General features: G+C 68.0%; 16 protein-coding genes and 1 pseudogene. 2 read left to right on the top strand and 15 right to left on the bottom strand.

Annotation, left to right across the window (positions count from 1 at the left end; translation table 11 throughout):
• Positions 1-3: 3 nt before the first annotated feature.
• The 7 genes from P9K36_RS26195 to P9K36_RS26225 form a co-directional block, all read right to left on the bottom strand.
• Entirely contained in the window at positions 4-885 is an 882-nt protein-coding gene (locus P9K36_RS26195; RefSeq protein ID WP_043759777.1) for a branched-chain amino acid ABC transporter permease, read from the bottom strand.
• A 10-nt stretch (positions 886-895) separates the two neighbouring features.
• Positions 896-1666, bottom strand: coding sequence for an ABC transporter ATP-binding protein (locus P9K36_RS26200; protein WP_043759779.1), 771 nt, complete (start codon positions 1664-1666; stop codon positions 896-898).
• 8 nt (positions 1667-1674) lie between these two features.
• Positions 1675-3081 (bottom strand): LLM class flavin-dependent oxidoreductase, encoded by a 1407-nt coding sequence (locus P9K36_RS26205; RefSeq protein WP_075381105.1) that lies wholly within the window; start codon positions 3079-3081, stop codon positions 1675-1677.
• A 47-nt stretch (positions 3082-3128) separates the two neighbouring features.
• On the bottom strand, positions 3129-3314 hold the full coding sequence (locus P9K36_RS26210; RefSeq protein ID WP_124262961.1) for a hypothetical protein: 186 nt from the start codon (positions 3312-3314) through the stop codon (positions 3129-3131).
• Positions 3315-4751: 1437 nt separating this feature from the next.
• Positions 4752-6338: a cation/acetate symporter ActP gene (locus P9K36_RS26215; protein WP_111473522.1), complete on the bottom strand. Its 1587-nt coding sequence runs from the start codon at positions 6336-6338 to the stop codon at positions 4752-4754.
• A gap of 12 nt (positions 6339-6350) precedes the next feature.
• Positions 6351-6614, bottom strand: coding sequence for a DUF485 domain-containing protein (locus tag P9K36_RS26220; protein WP_043379227.1), 264 nt, complete (start codon positions 6612-6614; stop codon positions 6351-6353).
• 43 nt (positions 6615-6657) lie between these two features.
• Entirely contained in the window at positions 6658-7980 is a 1323-nt protein-coding gene (locus P9K36_RS26225; protein WP_236952753.1) for an NADH:flavin oxidoreductase/NADH oxidase, read from the bottom strand.
• Between the two features lie 85 nt (positions 7981-8065).
• On the opposite strand from P9K36_RS26225, the gene P9K36_RS26230 reads away from it, so the two are divergent.
• Entirely contained in the window at positions 8066-8971 is a 906-nt protein-coding gene (locus P9K36_RS26230) for an AraC family transcriptional regulator (RefSeq protein WP_043759786.1), read from the top strand.
• A 77-nt stretch (positions 8972-9048) separates the two neighbouring features.
• Here P9K36_RS26230 and P9K36_RS26235 read toward each other — a convergent pair.
• From P9K36_RS26235 to P9K36_RS26250, 4 genes and pseudogenes are all read right to left on the bottom strand, one after another.
• A pseudogene (locus tag P9K36_RS26235) lies at positions 9049-9330 on the bottom strand (cyanase); the annotation flags it as partial.
• A gap of 124 nt (positions 9331-9454) precedes the next feature.
• The gene (locus P9K36_RS26240; protein ID WP_043759788.1) at positions 9455-10435 is read right to left on the bottom strand and encodes an ABC transporter ATP-binding protein; all 981 of its coding nucleotides are present in this window, start codon (positions 10433-10435) and stop codon (positions 9455-9457) included.
• Positions 10436-10443: 8 nt separating this feature from the next.
• Positions 10444-11283 carry a nitrate ABC transporter permease gene (gene ntrB / locus P9K36_RS26245; RefSeq protein ID WP_043759789.1) on the bottom strand — a complete coding sequence of 280 codons (840 nt, stop codon included), beginning with the start codon at positions 11281-11283 and terminating at the stop codon, positions 10444-10446.
• A gap of 3 nt (positions 11284-11286) precedes the next feature.
• The gene (locus P9K36_RS26250) at positions 11287-12642 is read right to left on the bottom strand and encodes a CmpA/NrtA family ABC transporter substrate-binding protein (protein WP_043379219.1); all 1356 of its coding nucleotides are present in this window, start codon (positions 12640-12642) and stop codon (positions 11287-11289) included.
• Positions 12643-12836: 194 nt separating this feature from the next.
• Here P9K36_RS26250 and P9K36_RS26255 point away from each other — a divergent pair, with 194 nt between their 5' ends.
• Entirely contained in the window at positions 12837-13472 is a 636-nt protein-coding gene (locus tag P9K36_RS26255; protein WP_278306223.1) for a hypothetical protein, read from the top strand.
• Here P9K36_RS26255 and P9K36_RS26260 read toward each other — a convergent pair.
• From P9K36_RS26260 to P9K36_RS26275, 4 genes are all read right to left on the bottom strand, one after another.
• Entirely contained in the window at positions 13450-14784 is a 1335-nt protein-coding gene (locus P9K36_RS26260) for an FAD-dependent oxidoreductase (RefSeq protein WP_278306224.1), read from the bottom strand. The two genes, P9K36_RS26255 and P9K36_RS26260, sit on opposite strands and share 23 nt — an antisense overlap.
• Entirely contained in the window at positions 14781-15977 is a 1197-nt protein-coding gene (locus P9K36_RS26265) for an acyl-CoA dehydrogenase family protein (protein WP_278306225.1), read from the bottom strand. The genes P9K36_RS26260 and P9K36_RS26265 overlap by 4 nt, the downstream gene beginning before the upstream one ends.
• A gap of 58 nt (positions 15978-16035) precedes the next feature.
• Positions 16036-16587 (bottom strand): OsmC family protein, encoded by a 552-nt coding sequence (locus P9K36_RS26270; RefSeq protein WP_278306226.1) that lies wholly within the window; start codon positions 16585-16587, stop codon positions 16036-16038.
• 209 nt (positions 16588-16796) lie between these two features.
• Entirely contained in the window at positions 16797-18398 is a 1602-nt protein-coding gene (locus P9K36_RS26275; protein ID WP_278307329.1) for a sigma 54-interacting transcriptional regulator, read from the bottom strand.
• Positions 18399-18555: the final 157 nt, after the last annotated feature.

Below are 18555 nucleotides of genomic sequence, written 5' to 3' on the forward strand. Positions count from 1 at the left end.
GCGTCAGACCCTTTCGATCGGCCGCTCGCCGAACAATCCGGCCGGCCGTACCAGCAGGAAGGCGACCGCAAGCCCGTAGGCGAACCACGTGGAGACGGATCCGCCGAGGAGCGGCCCGAGATAGATCTCGGCCAGGGCGTCGCCCGCCCCGACGATGAGGCCGCCGGCGATGGCGCCGGTGATCGAGGTGAATCCGCCGATGATGAGCACCGGCAGCGCCTTCAGCACCACGAAGGTCAGTGAGAACTGGACGCCCTGCCGTGCGCCCCAGAGCAGTCCCGCCACCAGCGCGACGAACCCGGCCACGGCCCAGACGGCCGCCCAGAGTGCCGGAAGCCGGATTCCCACGGAGAGCGCGGCCTGTGGGTCGTCCGCGACGGCGCGCAGGGATTTGCCGATCCGGGTGCGTTCGAAGAACAGGGCGAGACCCAGGACCAGCGCGCCGGCACTGGCGGCGGCCACCAGATCGAACGAGCTGACCTGGATCGGTCCGAGCGCGACCGGAAGGTCGGCGATCCCGAGGTCGAGTTCGTGGACGCGCGCGTCCATGAGAAACTGCGAGCCGCCCTCGATGATGTAGGACAGGCCGAGCGTCGCCATGAACAGGGTGACCTGCGAGCGGTTGACCAGCGGGCGCAGCACCACCCGCTCGACCGCCACCGCGAGCGTCACCATGATCGCCAAGGTGACGAGACCGGCGAGCCAGAACGGAAGTCCCTTCTCCGTCAGGGTCACGAAGGTCAGCGCAGCGCAGAGCACCATCGAGCCCTGCGCGAAGTTGAACACGCCGGACGCCTTGTAGATCAGCACGAAGCCGATCGCGACGAGGGCATACATCACGCCCGCGAGCACTCCGCCCACGAGCGTCTCCAGGAAGAAGCTCATCGCGCGGTCCTCACTGCGGCTTGCCGAGATAGGCGGCGATGACGGCCGGATCGCTGCGGACCTGGGACGGTGGGCCGTCCCCGACCTTGCGCCCGTAATCGAGGACGACGACGTGGTCGGAGAGACCGAGGACCACGCCGATATCGTGCTCGATCAGGACGATCGTCGTCCCGAGCGTGTCGCGCGCGGACCTGATGAAACGCGCCATGGCCCGCTTCTCCTCGCCGTTCATCCCGGCCATGGGCTCGTCGAGAAGCAGGAGCTTGGGTTTCGCGATCAGCGCCCGCCCGAGATCGACGCGCTTCTGAAGGCCGTAGGGAAGGGTCGAGACGAGGCGGTCGCGGTGGGGAGCGAGATCGAGGAAGCCGAGGATCTCGTCGGCTGCAGCGAGACATCCGCGCGTCTCCGCGCGCGCGCGCGGCAGGCCCAGGGCATCGTCGAGGAGCGTCGTCCGGCTCTTGCGCGACAGGCCGGCGAGAACGTTGTCGCGCACGCTCAGGCCGCCGAACAGGGCCGCGTGCTGGAAGGTCCGCCCGATGCCCCGCCGCGCGGCCGTGACCGGACGGATCTGTCCCAGGCGGCCGCCGTCGAACACGATCGCCCCGCCATCGGCGCGATAGACGCCGTTGAGGATGTTGAGGACCGAACTCTTTCCCGCGCCGTTCGGACCGATCAGGGCGCAGATCTCGCCGCGCGTCACCGAGAAGCTCAACGCGTCGAGCGCCTTCAGGCCTCTGAAGGAGAGTGAGACGTCCAAGACGTCGAGAAGAGGTTCGGGCATCGCCGCCCTCACTCGGCCGCCGCAAGGCCCGCGGCCTCGCGCGCCTTCACGGCTTCGATGTCCCGGTAGCCGTGAGCCGGATGGGACTCGGGCAAGTAGGCGCCGCGTCCGAACAGTTTCTCGCGCAGGGTCCCGGGCCTGTACGCCTTCGGATAGACACCGCGACGCTGCAGTTCCGGCACCAGCAGGTTGACCGTATCCTCGAAGGTCTCGGGCGTGACCGCATAGGCGAGGTTGAAGCCGTCGACCCCGGTCTCCTCGACCCATTCCTGCAGGATGTCGGCGACGGTCGTCGGCGAGCCGACGAAGACCGGCCCGATTCCGCCGATGCCGCCCCACCGGGCCAACTCGGCGATCGACCAGGGTTTCTCGTCCGCCGTGAAGGTCTCGACCATCGAGACGATGGCGTTGGTCTCGACCTTCTTCACGAGATCGGTCGGTGCGTATTGCCCGAAGTCGATCCCGCTCCAGCCCGACATGAAGACGAGCGCGCCGTCGTAGGATGCGTAGTTTTGATAGTCCTCGAACGTCCTCTGCGCGGCTTCGTCGGTCTCGGCGACGATCACGGTCGTGAGGTTGTAGATCAGGATGTCCTCAGCCGACCGCCCCGCGGCGACGGCCTTGGCGCGGACATCGGAGACATAGGCCCTGAGCATCGCCTTGAGGGGCGCGGCCACGAAGACGCATTCGGCATGCGTTGCCGCGAAGGCCTTGCCGGGGCCCGACGCGCCGGCTTGGTAGAGCACGGGTGTGCGCTGCGGTGAGGGCTCGCTGAGATGATAGCCGGGGACCGTGAAGTGCCGCCCGCGGTGGCCGATCTCATGGACCTTCGACGGGTCCGTGAAGATCCGCCTATCCCGGTCCCGCAGGACCGCCCCATCCTCCCAACTCCCCTCGAAGAGCTTGTAGAGAACTTCGACGTATTCCGACGCGACCTCGTAGCGGTTGTCATGGCGCTGCAGGCCGCTCTGGCCGACATTCCTGGCTCCGCTCTCCAGGTAGGACGTGACGATGTTCCATCCGATCCTGCCCTTGGTGTGGTGATCCGCCGTCGAGAGGCGCCTTGCAAAGGTGTAGGGATGCTCGAAGGACGTGGATGCAGTGATGCCGATCCCGAGATGGTCCGTGGCGAGGGCGATCGGCGCGGCCAGCTGCAGCGGATCGTTCACGGGGATCTGGGCCGCCTGCTCGAGGGCGTGCCAGTTGGAGCCCTTGTAGACATCGTAGTATCCGACGACATCCGCGATGAAGACACCGTCGAAGATGCCCCGCTCCAAAGTCCGAGCGAGATCCTGCCAGTATTCCAAGTCCTTGTATCGCCACGAACGGTCTCGCGGGTGGGCCCAAAGGCCGGGCGATTGATGGCCGACGCAATTCATGGCGAAGGCGTTGAAGCGAATGGTCTGGCCGGGCATGGCAGCGCGTCGCAGTCGGTGTGGTGAGGGCGGGAAGGTCGGGCGGTTCAGCCCGGAGCGAGGCCGAAGATCGCCGCCAGCGGGACGATCCGCGTGGCGTCAACGTCAACGCCGTCTTTCGAGCGATTGGCCGCGTACGGATTCCAGTACGGATCACCGTTCACGACGTACTGGACCACCGGCTCGAAGAAGATACCGTTCCCTACGGCAAGATGAGCGTAGACCTCGAACACGAGCTTGTCGCGAGAACAGGCGCCGCCGGTGCCTCCTGAGATCAGGTCGGCCTGACAACCCCGCCGCAGCCAGCGAGGCCGCGTCGGGCGCCCGCGGCCCATGCCATTTGACGCCGCCATGAGGGGCGCCGCCGATCGCGCCGGCATCCGTCTGCGGGCCCGCCTCGCCCGTGACGGTCTCGACGGCGCTCGGCGACAGGGCCTCGGCGGAGAGAGGGGCAAGGAGTGCGAGACAGCCTCGCCGAACCCCGAGCCGGGATGAGACTCTGCGAGAGATGGCGGAAGGTGCAAACTGCATCGGCGAGTCGTCTCGGTATAGCAAGGACATCCGAAGTGATGCCCCAGTAAAGAATCATATTGTTTATATTTTTTCGGGGAAAGATCGCTTGTGTCCCCTCAGGCAAAGAAATTATGCGCAAACGATATCGTCGTTCAAGAAAACAGAATGCCATTTTACTTGAGGCGACGAGGCTAAGATTCCGCTTCGTCGAGGGCGGGTGGAAGGACTCTTCGATTAGCCTGCAGCGCCTCGGATCTGCGCACCGAACGCACTGGGGGCGAGGGTCGGCCGGTTGGAATGTTGTTCGTGTGACTTGCTTCGTCGGCGAGCGGCGTTGCGTCGGGGGCGCAGATCCTCGCTTGAGCCGCCATTTTTCGATCGCGGCGCGTTCAGCGCGCTACCGGTCCGGCCGGTGAAGCGCACGACCCTCGACCTGGAACGATGTCCATGTTTCCTGGTTTCGAGATCCCTAAATATTCGCCCGTCTCAAGTGCAGTTCTGTTCGGCTGGTTCAGAAGCACCTTGAGGCTGCTGCCGAAGAGCCGGCACTTGGATTTTGGCCCTGGCAGCAAGCGTGACCAGTCTCGACCTTGGCCCCGACGGACCCGACCGTGCACGCCATCGTCGTGTGACCGCGCGGCTCAAAGCCATTCTGCTCGATCTTCGACGCTGCCGTCCTGTCCTGGGGCGACAAGCGTCACCATGGGACAGGTTCGCGTTGCGCAGAGGGGCCCGCCCGCAACGATCCGTGGGGCATATTGGCTGGTCTCGGTTGGCTGCCGTTGTCATGCGCGCAAGCCGGCGCACGCCGTCATGTCGCGTGCCGCTTTCGGGCACTGCCTTGGGGGACTTGGACGACCCAAATGGGCGCGCATCCGTCGACCGACACGATCCGGGCGAACGGGCGAACTTACGGATTCGGCCGCCGAAAGCCGATGGGCAGGAAAGCACCCAACCCAGTCATTCTGAAGCGCCCACGATCCGGCGGTCATGGCCGGAAGCAGAATTCCCGCTTTGTGAACCTTATACTTGGGACGCGGACCTTTCATCGTTCCGCGATGGATTGCTTCTATGCCTGACCGGCGCGTGCCCATGGCGGAACCGTCAAGGGGGGGGGCTCGCAACGGTCGAGATCGCGAGGCCCCGCAGGAGTAGCGCTAGGTCGCGGGCGACATCGCCGCCGCGGGCGCGGACTTGCGGTCCATCGCCGAGACCACGAACGCCGTGAGGAATGCCAATGGCATCGTCACGATCGTGGGCGGATCGATCGGGAAGATCGGTGCGGCGTTTCCGAGCACCTTCACCCAGACCGGCGGGCCGAGAACCGTCAGGACGGTCGCGCCGACGAGCCCGGTCACCCCTCCCGCGATGGCGCCCCGGGTCGTCAGGCCGCTCCAGTACAGCGCCAGGATCAGCAGCGGCAGGGTCGAACTGCAGCTGACCGCGTAGGCGAGGCTGATCATGTAGGCGACGTTCTGGGTCTGGAAGGCGATGCCGAGCAGTACCGAGATGATGCCGAGGCCGACCGTGGCGAGCCGCGAGGCGCGGATCTCGCTGCGCTCCGTTGCCCGGCCCCGGCCGATGATGCGGGCGTAGAGATCGTGCGAAACCGCCGAGGCTCCCGTCAGCGTCAGTCCTGCGACCACCGCCAGGATCGTGGCGAACGCCACGGCGGAGACGAGGCCCATGAGCGTGTCGCCACCCAAGGCGTGCGACAGATGGACGGTGGCCATGTTGCCGCCGCCGCGGATGGCGCCCTTGGCGTCGAGATAGGCCGGGTCCCCGCCTATGATGGCCAGCGCTCCGAAGCCGATGACGAAGATGAGGGCGAAGAAGCCGCTCTGGCACATCACCGCCCAGAACACCGACACGCGGGCGGCACGGGTATCCGGGACGGTGAAGAAGCGCATCAGGACATGCGGCAGGCCTGCCGCCCCGAGCATCAGGGTCATGCCAAGGGAGATCGACTGCCACACGCTGCCCGAATAGACCTGGGGCATCATCATGGCGGCGTGCTTCGGATGCACCGCAATGGCCTGGGCGATGAGGCTGTCGTAGTCGAATCCGAAGCGCGCCAGGATGAGCAGCGCGATCGCGACGCCGGCGGCGAGCAGCAGCGTCGCCTTGACGATCTGCACCCAAGTCGTCGCCACCATGCCGCCGAACATCACGTAGCAGATCATCAGCGCGCCCACGAGGATCTGCGCGTAGAGATAGTCCAGCCCGAAAAGCAGTCGGATCAACTGTCCCGCCCCGACCATCTGGGCGATGAGGTAAAACATCACGATGACGAGGGTGGCGATGGCAGTAAAGATGCGGATCGGCGTTTCCGACAGGCGCGTCGCGAGGACGTCGGCCACCGTGTAGCGGCCGAGCTTCCTCAATCTCTCGGCCACCAGGAAGACGACGAAGGGCAGGCCGGTCGCGTAGCCGACGGCGAAGATCAGGCCGTCGAAGCCGGAGGAGCAGATCAATCCGGCGAGGCCGAGGAGCGCGCCGGCCGATATCATGTCACCGGCCAGCGCGATGCCATTCTGGAAGCCGGAGATCTGGCCCCCGGCGGCATAGAACTGATCGGCGGATTGAGCGCGCCGGGCCGCCCAGTAGGTGATGCCCAGCGTCACGATGACGATGCCGACGAACATTCCGATCGCCGCGGCGTTCAGGCCGCCGCCGGGATCGCCCGCGAGCGCCGGGGCGGTCGCGCCCAGGAGCAGCAGGGTGGCCAATAGGGATCTTCGCATGGGGTCGCCTCCTCAGCGCGCGGTGAGACGGTTGGCGAGCAGGACGTAGAGTCCCGTCAGGATCATGGTGGACAGGATGGCGAGGAGGCCGCCGACGGTGGCGACCGTCACGGCCATCCCGGGCGCGATCGGCCGCGTCATGGTGGCGGGCGAAACGATGAAGGTGCCGACGAAGCTGCCGTAGATCACCGTCTGAATGCACGCCATGATCCATCCGAGTCGGGCCTGCGGCAGATCGTTCTTCGGGACTTCGAGATGTGTTTCCTCTGCTGACACCGTTCGACCTCCGGCTTCGACGCGTTGATGTTATATCGGGCGGTTATTCGGCAGCCTTCGATGCGGCATCGGCGACCACGTGGCCGAATCCGTTGTTGACGCGGCTGCGTTGATACTTGTTGAGCCAAGTTTTGAACTGGACAGGCAGCATGTCGTAGGGGCGCGCCTCGCCCAGAACCATCGCCGCGTAGACCGGCCAGTGGGGGTTCGCGAGCATCGGCCTGCCGAGCATGACGATGTCGACTTGGCCCTCCCTGACGATCGATTCCGCGAAGACGGGATCAGCCAGGTTCCAGTTCGCGGCGGTCAGGACCCCCGCCTCCTTGCGGATTCGCTGCGCCGCCGGGACCATGAAGCCCTCTTCGTCCCACGGCGTTTGGGCGCGGCCCGAGTTGCCGCCGAAGGAGACGTCCACGAGGTCGAGTCCCCGGGGGGCGAGAAGGCGGGCCAGTTCGACCGACTCGTCGATGGTCTGGCCGCCGGGTGCGAATTCCGTCACGCCGAACCGCATGGAGAGCGGCAGCCGCTCGGGCCATTCCGAGCGGACGGCCTCGAAGACCTCGACAAGCAGCCGGCTGCGCCCGGCGAAATCGCCGCCGTATTCATCGGTGCGCCGGTTGGCGAGGGGCGAAAAGAAGCTCGACAGGAGGAAACCGTGCGCGCAGTGGATCTCCAGCCACTGAAAGCCGGCGTCCCGCGCCCGGCGTGCGGCCTCGGCGTACTGGCGCGTGACGGTCGCGATATCGTCGTGCGTCATGGCCCGCGGGATGCGCGGCATGACCCCGCCGAACGCATCCGCGGAGGGGCCGATCATCTCCCACGCGTCGGGGTGATCTTCCGGCAGATGGCCGCCGCCTTTCCACGGAGGCTCGACGCAGCCCCGGCGGCCCGTGTGGCCGAGCTGGATGCCGGGCACGGCCCCGACGGTCGAGACGAAGCGGGCGATCCGGGCCAGGGCTTCACCCTGCTCGTCGTTCCAGATGCCCGCGCATTGCGTGGACATGCGGCCTTCCGGCGACACGGCCGCCTGCTCGACCACCACGAGCGCGGCGCCGCCCGCCGCCTTCGAGCCCAGATGGACCAAGTGCCAATCGTTCACGAGGCCGTCCGGCGACGAGAACTGGGTCATCGGCGAGACCGCGATGCGGTTGCGCAACGTGACATCGCGGACCCGGAGTTCGCTGAACAATGAGGACATCGTGCCCGCTCTCCACGCACGCTCCGTCCAGCCGAACATCCTGCCGGAGAAGCGAGCTATCTGCTCGAAATTGAGCCAATACAGTTGCGGAACGAGCAGTCGAATGCCGAGCTGTCCGCCAGTGATGACTTGTTCAAGCCCTAGACTGCCCTTAGCTTTGGACGGCACTCTTCCAAATTCGGGCCGGGCTCGAACAGATTCCGGACAGCGTGCAGCGCGGAGGCTGGCGGGACGTGCCGACAGGGTCGGGGACATGACGAGCGCGACGATGCAGACGCGTGACATCGGCTCCTGGCCGAAGAATATCGCGCTGGCCCGCAGCACGGGGCGGGGCTGGCGGGACATTCACGCGCAGCACGTCGCCGTCGAGCCGTGGACGGGGACACTCGATCCGGTCGGCAATCCCTGCCTCGGCTACTGCGTCGCGCGTCCGGCCCAGATCCGTCGACGCATCGGGCGCGGCGGCGCGACCGAGGCGAGCACGTTGCGCCCCCGGCAGTTCCACCTGATCCCCGCCCACGACAAGAGCGAGTGGCAAAGACGCGGACGCTCCGAGATGCTTGCGATGCATCTCCGCCAGGGCTTGATCGACGAGACCGCGCGCCAGATGTGGAGTGCGACGGCGCCACGGGTCGAGCTCGACATTCCGCTCGGAACGTCTGATCCGCTCCTCGAGCAGCTGGCCCTGGCCATCCTGGAGATCCTGCGGGAGGAGCCCGATGCCTCATCGGCGCTCTATGTCGACGAGCTGGTCCACGCGATGGTCGTGCGCCTTGTCCGGGCCTATACGGCGAACGGTCGCTCATCACGGACGGCGTTGGAGAACGATGCGCTGGATCGCGGCGAGATGCGGCGCATCCGCGACCTGATCGAAGAGCGGCTCGCCGAGGACCTCTCCCTCGAGGCGCTTGCCGCCGAGATCGGCGTATCCCCTCGCACCCTATCCCGCGTGTGCCTCAAGCAATGGGGAACGACGGTTCACCAGTATGTCCTCTCACGCCGTGTCGAGCGGGCCAAGACCATGCTCCTCTCGACCGACCTTGCCGTCACGGCGATTGCCTTCGATACGGGCTTCTCCAGTCAAAGCCATCTGGCAACGGCTTTTCGGCGGTTGACCGGGCTCACACCGAAACATTACAGGCTCATTGGCAGATCGTAAATCTCAAGTTGTTCTGGTCGTAATTATACTGGAAGCATTTACACCACATTGAGAGCCGCCGGTCGGACCTGATTTCATTATGATTTGAGCCCGTATTCCGGCCTATCGTCGTTGTTGCCGTAAGATTTGTGCGGCGGGAACTTGCCCGACATGGTGAGCCGCACCCGGTCGCCCTTGTTGCTGGCCTCGCGGGCCATGTCCATGTTGAAGTCGATGGCCGACATGATGCCGTCGCCGAACCCCTCCTGGATCAGCTCCTCGAAGGTCGTGCCGTAGACCATCACCCGCTCGTAGAACCGGTAGATCAGCGGCTCGTTGAGCATCCGCTCCTCCGCCTCGGTGAGGCCGAGGAGTTCGGCAAGTCACGCCTCGCGTTCGCGCACCGGGGGAGGGCGACGGGCGAAGCGGTTTAGCGTCGGGACTGCCGATGCCTTCCGCGCGATCCGGCGGCGGCTATCCCGCCGCGTGGGCGATGGCCGCGGATCAGGCCCGGCGGGCTGGAGGCTCGGCGGCGCCGGCTGCCGCGTCCGCCTCGCTCAGGGAAGGCCGCACGACCGGCGGATGGCGCGGGTCGTACCCGTCCGGCATCGCGTCCCGCAGTGTCGTGGAGCGGGTCACCAGGAAGTCGATCAGGTGGTTGCGCAGGGCGTAATACCCGGGTGCATGGTGGAGCTGCGTGCGATCACGGTCCTTCGGCAGCGGGTTCTCGACGATCTCCGCGACCCTCGCTCGGGGTCCGTTGGTCATCAGCACGATCCGGTCGGCGAGATAGATCGCCTCGTCGACGTCGTGTGTGATCATGAACACCGTCTGGCCGGTCTCGACGCAGATGCGGCGGACCTCGTCCTGCAGGGTTCCCCGGGTCAGCGCGTCCAGCGCCGAGAAGGGCTCATCCATCAGCAAGATCTTCGGCTCGATCGAGAGCGCCCGGGCGATGCCGACGCGCTGCTTCATGCCGCCCGACAGTTCGGACGGGCGCTTGTGCTCGGAGCCCGCCAGTCCCACCGTGGCGATGGCCTTCCTCGCGCGCGCCTCGACCTTGGCCCTGGGCGCCGTCCGGCAGCGCGCGGAGACCGCGTAGGCGACGTTGCCGAGCACGCTGCGCCAGGGCAGCAGGGCGTGGCCCTGGAAGATCACCGCCCGATCGAGGCTGGTTCCTTCGATCGCCTGCCCATCCACGATGACGACGCCCTCGGACGGGGCCTCGAGCCCCGCCAGGATGTTGAGCACCGTGGTCTTGCCGCAGCCCGAGTGCCCGATCATGCACACGAACTCTCCCCGGCGCATGGGCAGCCACAGGTCCTCGAAGATCGTGGCCGTCTTGCCCCCTGGCCCCGGATAGCGCCGCGCGATCCCCTCGATGGAGATGAACTTCTCTGCGTTCGACATGCGGCTGGTCCCGGCCTGAACGGGAGCGGGGGCGGCACGGCTGGAGCGCCGCACGAAGGGAAGCAGCTTGCTCATCGGGTGCCTCATTCGGGGAAGGTGACGAGGCGCTGCGCGCGCGCCAGCAGCTGGTCGAGGGCCATGCCGACGACGCCGATCACCAAGATCGAGGTGATCACGTTGGTGATCGAGAGGTTGTTCCACTCGTTCCAGACGAAGTAGCCGATGCCGGTGCCGCCCACGAGCATCTCGGCCGCGACGATCACGAGCCAGGCGATGCCGATGGAGATGCGCATTCCGGTGAGGATGGTCGGCGCGGCGGCCGGCAGGATCACCGTGAACGCCCGGCGCACCGGCCCGACCTCCAGGGTCCGGGCGACGTTGAGCCACTCCTTCCGCGTGCTCGACACGCCGAACACGGTGTTCATCAGCATCGGCCAGAGCGAGCAGATGAAGATCACGAAGATCGCCGACAGGGCCGAGTCCTTGATGGTGTAGAGGGCGAGCGGCATCCAGGCGAGCGGCGAGACCGGCTTCAGGATCTGGATGAACGGATCGAGCGCCCGGCTCATCAGCGGCGACATGCCGATGAGGAAGCCGACCGGGATCGCCACCAGCACCGCCAAGCCGTAGCCGAGCGCCACGCGCCCGATCGAATAGGCGAGCTGGATACCGATGCCCTTGTCGTTCGGGCCGCGGTCGTAGAACGGGTCACTCAGGTGCCCCCAGATGGTCGCCCCGACATCCAGGGGGCCGGGCATGGCCGACTTGCCGGTGGTGGCCGCCTGACCCATCAGGGCCGCGTATTCCGGATCCATCGCCTCGGTCTTGGCCGTGCCGCTCACCGCGACCTGCCAGCCGAGTAGGATCACCGCGAGGAGCGCCAGGGAGAGGATACCGGCGCGCAGGGTCAGGGTGCGTTGCATGACTCAGCTCGCGCGCTTGATCTTGAAGGAATCCAGGTATTCCTGGGGCTTGGCCGGATCGAAGGGCTTGCCCATCACCACGAACGTCTTCGTGGTGGCTTCCGGCGGGGCGAGGCCGTCCTGCTTCATCAGCTTGGCGGCATCGGTGGCGCGGTAGACCTGCCTCGCTACGGCGGCGTAGTCGACATCGCCCTTGATCTGGCCCCAGCGCTTCATCTGGGTCAGCGTCCAGATCGCGAAGCTCTCGTATGGGAACGGGTCGAAGGCGACCCGCCGCGGATCCTTCCTGACGCTGCCGAGGCCGTCCGCGTAGGTACCGGTCAGGACTTGCTCCACGACGGTGAGCGGCTGGTTCAGGTAGTTCGCGGGCGCGATTGCGGCGGCGATCTCCTTGCGGTTCTCCAGCCGCGAGGCGTAGGCGGTCGCCTGGAGGATGGCGCGCAGGAGCGCGGCCGTGGCATTCGGCATCTCGCGGATCGTGTCCTGCGCGACCGAGAACGAGCAGCAGGGATGCCCGTCCCAGATCTCCTTCGACAGCACGTGGATGAAGCCGACGCCGTCGTAGACCGCGCGCTGGACGATGTTGTCCGGCGCCAGGAAGCCGTCGATGTTGTCGGCGCGCAGATTCGCGACCATCTCCGGCGGCGGCACCGAGCGGAGCTGCACGTCGGTGTCGGGATCGATGCCGTGCTCGGCCAAGTAATAGCGCAGCAAGTAGTTGTGGTTCGAGTAGTCGAACGGGATGGCGAGTTTGAAGCCCTTCCAGTTCTTCGGATCGCGATTGTCCTTGTGCTTGTTGGCGAGGCAGATCGCCTGGCCGTTGACGTTCTCGATCGCCGGCACCGCGAAGGGAACGGGATTCGAGCCGAGGCCGAGCGTGATCGCGATCGGCATCGGCGCGAGCATGTGGGCGGCGTCGTATTCCTTGTTCAGGGTCTTGTCGCGCACCACCGCCCACCCGGCGGTCTTGACGACGTCGACGTTCAGGCCCTGCTTCTCGTAGAAGCCCATGGGCTTGGCCATGATGATCGGCGTGGCGCAGGTGATCGGGATGAAGCCGACCTTGAGATCCGCCCTTTCCGGCCTGCCGGCCTCGGCGAACGCCTCGGCCACGAACTGCGTGGGCAGGAACTGGGCGACCGCCGCTGCGGCGGTCGCGGCGCCGACGCTCTTCAGGAAGGCGCGGCGTCCGGCATCATGCGGGAACAGCGCCCGCAGCATCGCCGCCTCGACGACGCGCACGACCGCGGCGTCGCCCGACGGGAGAGAGGCTTCGTGCGCGGCTTGGTCCGCATGCGCACCGCAGGAGCAGCCGCCGAGCCTGCGCCGGGCATCAAAAGGATTGTCGGAACGGGCCATCGAGAACTCCGGCGTTGAAGTCTTGAAATTCGCAGCAACTGTCGCGCCAAGCGCGCCGCATCATGAAATCTTCGCTCGGATCAGCATCCCCCCGCCTGGCTGGCGAAGGTCGAGACGGTGGGCCGGTGACGGTCTCTCGACAGCGTCGAACCGTGCCGGATCACCGGAGCAGCATCGCGAGGCCGGCACCTCCGATGAGCCTTCCCGGCACCGTGTCGAGCGGGCTCTTGCGGGTTGCACGGGCGGAGGGCCGGGGAAGGCCGGAGCGGCCGCTGCCGGCGCCTTCCGCGAAGGCCGGGACCGGGGCTCAGTCGACGCGGGAGACGCGGGAGACGCGGGAGACGCCCGCGATCGCGAACGCTCCCGTCCCGACCGTCACGGAAGCCGTCACCCTCGTCGAACAACCGGTCGAACGCGGCGCCTGGGCGGGCGACCTCAGTCCCCGCGTTGAACAGCGTGCCGCACGCGTCCTGCACCTGGAGGATGCCGCGCCCGATCCCGAGCCGGCCGCCAAGACCCTCCCGGAGGTGCGGCGCGGCCGAGAGGGGGTCGGCGTGGCCGGGGGTCTCCAGGATCCACGCGACGGTCCGGCCCTGTTCGCCGACCTGGGCGAGCACGCTGTCGATCGCCGCCGCGGCGCGGCTCCGGGGATCGTGCATGGCGAAGGTTGCGGTGTGGGTCGGTTCGTCGATGAGGCCGTTCACGGCGGGGCGCGGGGTCGTGGCCGAGAGGCTGGCCTCGACCTGTCCGTGCGCCTGCGCCAAGGCGGGATCGGTTGCGTGAAAATCGTTCGTCATCGTCAGCGCCTCAGGCGGCCAGCCAGGCGGTGACCTCGCCGTCGCGCCGCTGTTCCATCGCGAGCCGGCTCTCGGTGTGCTCGACGATGTGCCAGGGCTCCCCGGGGAGCGGCGCGCCGTGCAGCGCGATCGGTGTCGAACGCGTCTTCAGACGGATGACGGGTAAAGCGTGCGCGTAGCCCGGATGCTCCCGGCCCAGGATCGCGTGGGCGATGGCCTCGGCCTGGCGGGCGATCGGCTCGATGAAGCGGCAGGGTCGCCCCGCGATGCTGATGCAGTCGCCGAGCGCGAAGATGTCGGGTCCGCTCGTGCGCAGGGTCGCCGGATCGACGACGATCCCGCGGTCGAAGGCGAGCCCGGCACCGCGCACGAGCCGCGAGGGCGTGGCGAGCCCGGTCGCGGCGATCACCGTCGTGGCGACCAGAATCGTCCCGTCCGCGAACGTGAGCGCAACCTCGCCGTCCGGCCGGCGGCCGAGGCCGCGCACGACGGCGTTGGCCCGGTAGCGCACGCCCAGCCCTTCGAGTCCGGCCAGGAGCCGGCGGCCCGCCACGTCCGGCAGGAGCTCGGGCAGCGGCAGCGCCCCGATCCCGACGAGCGTCACGGCGTGTCCGGCCCGGGCGAGGTCCTCCGCGAGTTCGCAGCCGACCATGCCGGCGCCGATCACCGCGACGGCACGGGGGCCCTGTGCGAGTTCGGCGTGCAGGGAGGCCCAGGCCGCGAGGTCGTTCACGCGCCAGCACAGGGTCGGGTCGAGGCAGGCCGGCAGCGCCGGACGCGCGCCGTGGGCCAGGACGAGGGCGGTGTACCCCAGGGTGCCGCGCGTGGTGCGCAGGCTGTGCCGCTCCGGGGAAAGGCCCACGGCCACGGTGTCGGCCATCAGGCGCAGGCCCAGGCGGGCAGCCGCCGCGGCGCCCGTCTCCCGACGCAGCCTGTCCGGCGACAGGCCGCGTCCCAGCGCAACCGAGAGTTCCGGTTTGTGGTAGACGTCGCCGCCGCAGGCCGTCACCAGTGTGATCGGAACCTGGGTGTCCTCGGCCCGGATCGCCTCCGCGGCCGCCCATCCCCCGGCACCGGCGCCGACGATCACTACGCCCGGCCGGCGCTGCGCGGCCGCGGCCGCCGGCACCGGCGCGACCGGGGCCCGCCGCCGGTACGGTTCGAAGTCGGACTTGGTCACCCCGCAGATCGGGCAGGCCCAGTCGTCCGGGATGTCGGCGAACCGGGTTCCGGGCGCCAGGCCGCTGTCGGGATCGCCCTCGCCCTCGTCGTAGATCAGCCCGCAGGCCCGGCAGAGGAACTGCTTCCAGGGGCCGAGGCCGTCGGTGGGTTCCAGGACGGTCATGCCCGACCTCCCACGCCGGTGCCGCTCGGCAGCACCTCTCGGGACAGGCGCGCCATCTCCCAGCGCAGGTGCTTGATCGCCGGCGTGACGATGGCGATGAAGTGCGCCTCGCGGACGCGGCGCTGCGGGGCCGCCGACATCAGGTAGCCGCGCGCGCCCTGATGCAGGAGCGCCGACTGCGACGCGCGCAGGGCCAGCTCGGCGGTCTGGGCCCGGGCGTCGAGGACGTCGATCAGGTAGTCGGTCGAGCCATCGTAGGGCGTCTCGGCGAGCCGCATCACCCGGGCGCGGAGCTCCGCGAGCTCGGCCGCGACCGTGTCGGGGCGGTCATCGAGGAACTGGTTGACGTGCCCAAGGGTCTCCTCAACCGCCAGCATGGCGTCGAGGCTTCCCTCGGCCACGCCGAGCCCCATGCCGCATTGGAGCAGGATGAAGGCGCCCCGGATCCCTCCGATAAAGGGCCGGGCCGGATCGGCGATCAGGTCGTCCTGCCCGACGAAGTACTCGTCGAGCCGCACGCCCCAAGTGCTGGTGCCCTCCATGCCGGAGAAGTGCGGGCAGGGCCGCAGCTCCGCGCGGTCGCAGCGCAGCAGGAACATGATCTCGTGGCTGATGGCGTCGCCGGCGCCGAGGACGCCCGCGATGGCCCCGCAGTACTGGCCGGCGCCGATGTGGCTGACCCAGGGCAGCATGCCGCTGACCTGGTAGCCTCCGGGCACGCGACGGGCGCGCAGCAGGATCGGCTCGATCCCGGCGAACGCCTTCATCGGGTTGGAGAGCGCCGTGCCGCCGAAGGTGCGGCCCGCGACGTGGTCGTCGAGGAATGCGCCGGAGAGCGCCGGGTTGCCCGAGCGCTCCAGGTAGAGGCCGCAGACATCGTGGCACCACATCAGGAAGCCGGTGGCGCCGCAGGCCCGGCTCGCCGCCTGCATGGCGGCGATGGCCAGGCCGACGCGCGCGCCGTGCCGGTCGAGGTGGACGCCGAGCGCGCCTGCGTCTCCGAGCCTGCCCATGATGTCGAGCGGGTACGCGCCGTGGTCGATCTTGCTCGCCGCCGCGCCCAGGGGGCCGTCGGCAATGGCCGTCGTCTCGGCGAGGACGGTCTCGTCCGTCCACGTGCGGCCGGCCGGGCTCGCGAACGGCGCCTCCGTCACGGAGGGCCCGGCCGGTGGAAGGGCGAGGGCGCTCGACATCGTGCAATCTCCTCAGGAAGGGGAAAGGGGGCGGGCCCGCCGGGTCCCGCCGACGCGCTCAATCGGCCAGGCCGATCTTGAAGGGGACCGGGTTGCGCAGGGTGTTGGCCACCGGCGAGAAGTGGTTCGCGTGGCGCACGATCTCGTCGAGCGCCTCGCGGGTCGCGTCGCCCTCGATGGTCACGGCGACCCGGATCTCCTGAAAGCCCATATCCTCCGGCTTCTTCTCCGCCCCGCCGGCGCCCCAGGCGGCCGGGTTGCCGATGTCGCCCTCGAGGTGGAGCTCCAGGCGGGAGAGGCGCACCTGCTTCCAGGTCGCCACCGCGGTGATTCCGACCGCGAGGCAGCCGCCGAGGGCGGAGAGCACGATCTCGCCGGGCGCCGGCGCGGTGTTCTCGCCGAACAGATGCAGCGGCTCGTCGACCACGACGGGCGCATGGTCGCCGACGTAGCTGAGGGTGCGGTACTGGCCGTCGACGACCGTGTGCACCTTGTTGGTGCCGCGCGAGCCGGGATTGCAGCGGCCCTTCTCGGCGAACTGCATCAGGCCGTCGCGGTTGATCGGACGCAGGTAGGTGGTGACGGTCTTCGGGGCGGCGCTCGCGCTCATCTGGTGTTCCTTCCGGCTCAGCCCCGCAATTGTCGGGGGCGGCTCGGAAGGACTTGCGCAAGGCAGATGCCAGGATGGCCGAACCGGGAACTATCTTTGAAAATCCAGGTTTTCCAAATTCTTAGGTGAGGGCCGCGGTGATTTGATCGCCCGGTTGCGACAGTGAATGTCGACATTGTGTCGACATTGTCGGACTTGGGCGAGGCTGGTTAGGCCATCGGCTGGAGCTTCCGCCAGCGGTAGGAGAACTGGCGCTCGGTGAGGCCAAGCCTCTGCGCGGCGCGGGTCTTGTTGCCACCCGCTTGCGTGAGGGCCAGGCGCAACTGCTCGCCATCGTGCGAGTCGGCGGGCAGATAGGGCCGAAGGCCGCCCATCGCATGGACCGGGTCTCCCCCCGACGGCACGATGTGCCGTGCCGGCCCCGGCGCAACCGCCCCCGAGACAGTCACGCCCCCAAGCATCGGCTGCAGGTCGTGGACGTCGAGAACGCCCTCGCTGGCCAGCAAGACGAGCCGCTCGATGAAGTTGGCGAGTTGGCGGATGTTGCCCGGCCAGGGCTGGCGCGCGAGATGTGCGACGGCCGACCGGGTCAGGTTGACGTTGCGCTGGTTGGCCTGGTTCGCCTGCGTCAGGAAATGCAGCACGAGGTCCGGAATGTCGTCTCGCCGTTCGGCCAGGGGCGGCAGGGTGATCGGGATGACGTTGAGTCTGTAGAAAAGGTCCTCCCTGAAGCGGCCGTGGGCGACCTCGGCCGCGAGGTCCCGGTTGGTCGCGGCGACCAGGCGCATGTCGACGCGGATCTCCCGTTTGCCACCGAGGCGAACGACCGTCCCCTCCTGCAGGGTCCGCAGCAGCTTGGTTTGGAGGATCGCCGGCATCTCGCCGATCTCGTCGAGGAAGATGGTGCCGCCGCTCGCCTGCTCGAACCAGCCGGCGCGTGCCGCGACCGCCCCGGTGAACGCGCCGCGCTCGTGGCCGAACAGTTCGGATTCGAAGAGGCTCTCTGGAATGGCCGCACAGTTCACCTTGACGAACGGCCGGTCCCGCCGGGGGCTTGCGAGGTGGAGCGCGCGAGCGAACAGTTCCTTGCCGGTGCCGGACTCGCCGAGCAGCAGGACGCTCGCGGTCGCGTCCGCGACCTTCTCGACCTGTACGAGCGCGCGCAGCAGTGCGGGCGAGGTGCCGATGATGCCGTAGCGGGCCCGCTTGATGCGCAACTCGCGAGCGAGCATATCGTTGTGCTCCTCGAGCGCGCGTGTCTTCCGCTCGACCCGCTCGTTCAGGGTCAGCAACTGGCTGACCATCGTGGCGATGATGCGAAGGAGGGTGAGGTCGTCGGAGAGCGGTCGCTCCCGGTGGCGGATCCTGTGGCAGGCGATGGCGCCGACAGTTCTCTGCTCGACCCGGATCGGGAGCGCCAGGAACGACACCGCGCCACGGGGCAGTCGCGCGCGCTCGACCGCACGCCCTAGGAAGACCGGGTCATTGTCGATGTCCTGGACGATGACGAGGTGGCCGTCCTGGATGACACGCCCGGTGATGCCCTCGCCCGGCGCATACCGGCCGCGGGCGACCTCTTCGCGGGTCAGGCCGTAGGAATGGGCGATGCGATAGCCGGCGCCGTCAGGGTCCTTCAGGACGATGCGTCCACGGTTGAGCCCGACGATCTCCGAGAGCAGGTGCAGCATCTCGCGGGCGACCTGGTCGAGGTGCAGGCCCTTACCGACGAGGTTCATGACCTCTTGGATGAGGAACATCTCCTGCGTGCGCCAGTAAGTGCTCGACGTTGCGTTGCCTGCCCGCTCCTCCATGGCTGATCGCACCTCAGTTGCCCGACTGCCGTCGGCAACCTGCAAGCCCTGTGCAAGGAGAGGTGCGAGACACGCCAGCACCGCGTCCCCGAAGACGCGCTGGATGAGCGGCAACCGATGCAAAGGCTGAAAGCGGCCCGCTCCCGTCCTCCCCGGA

The organism is Methylobacterium sp. 391_Methyba4, from assembly GCF_029691625.1.
Taxonomy (GTDB): domain Bacteria; phylum Pseudomonadota; class Alphaproteobacteria; order Rhizobiales; family Beijerinckiaceae; genus Methylobacterium; species Methylobacterium fujisawaense.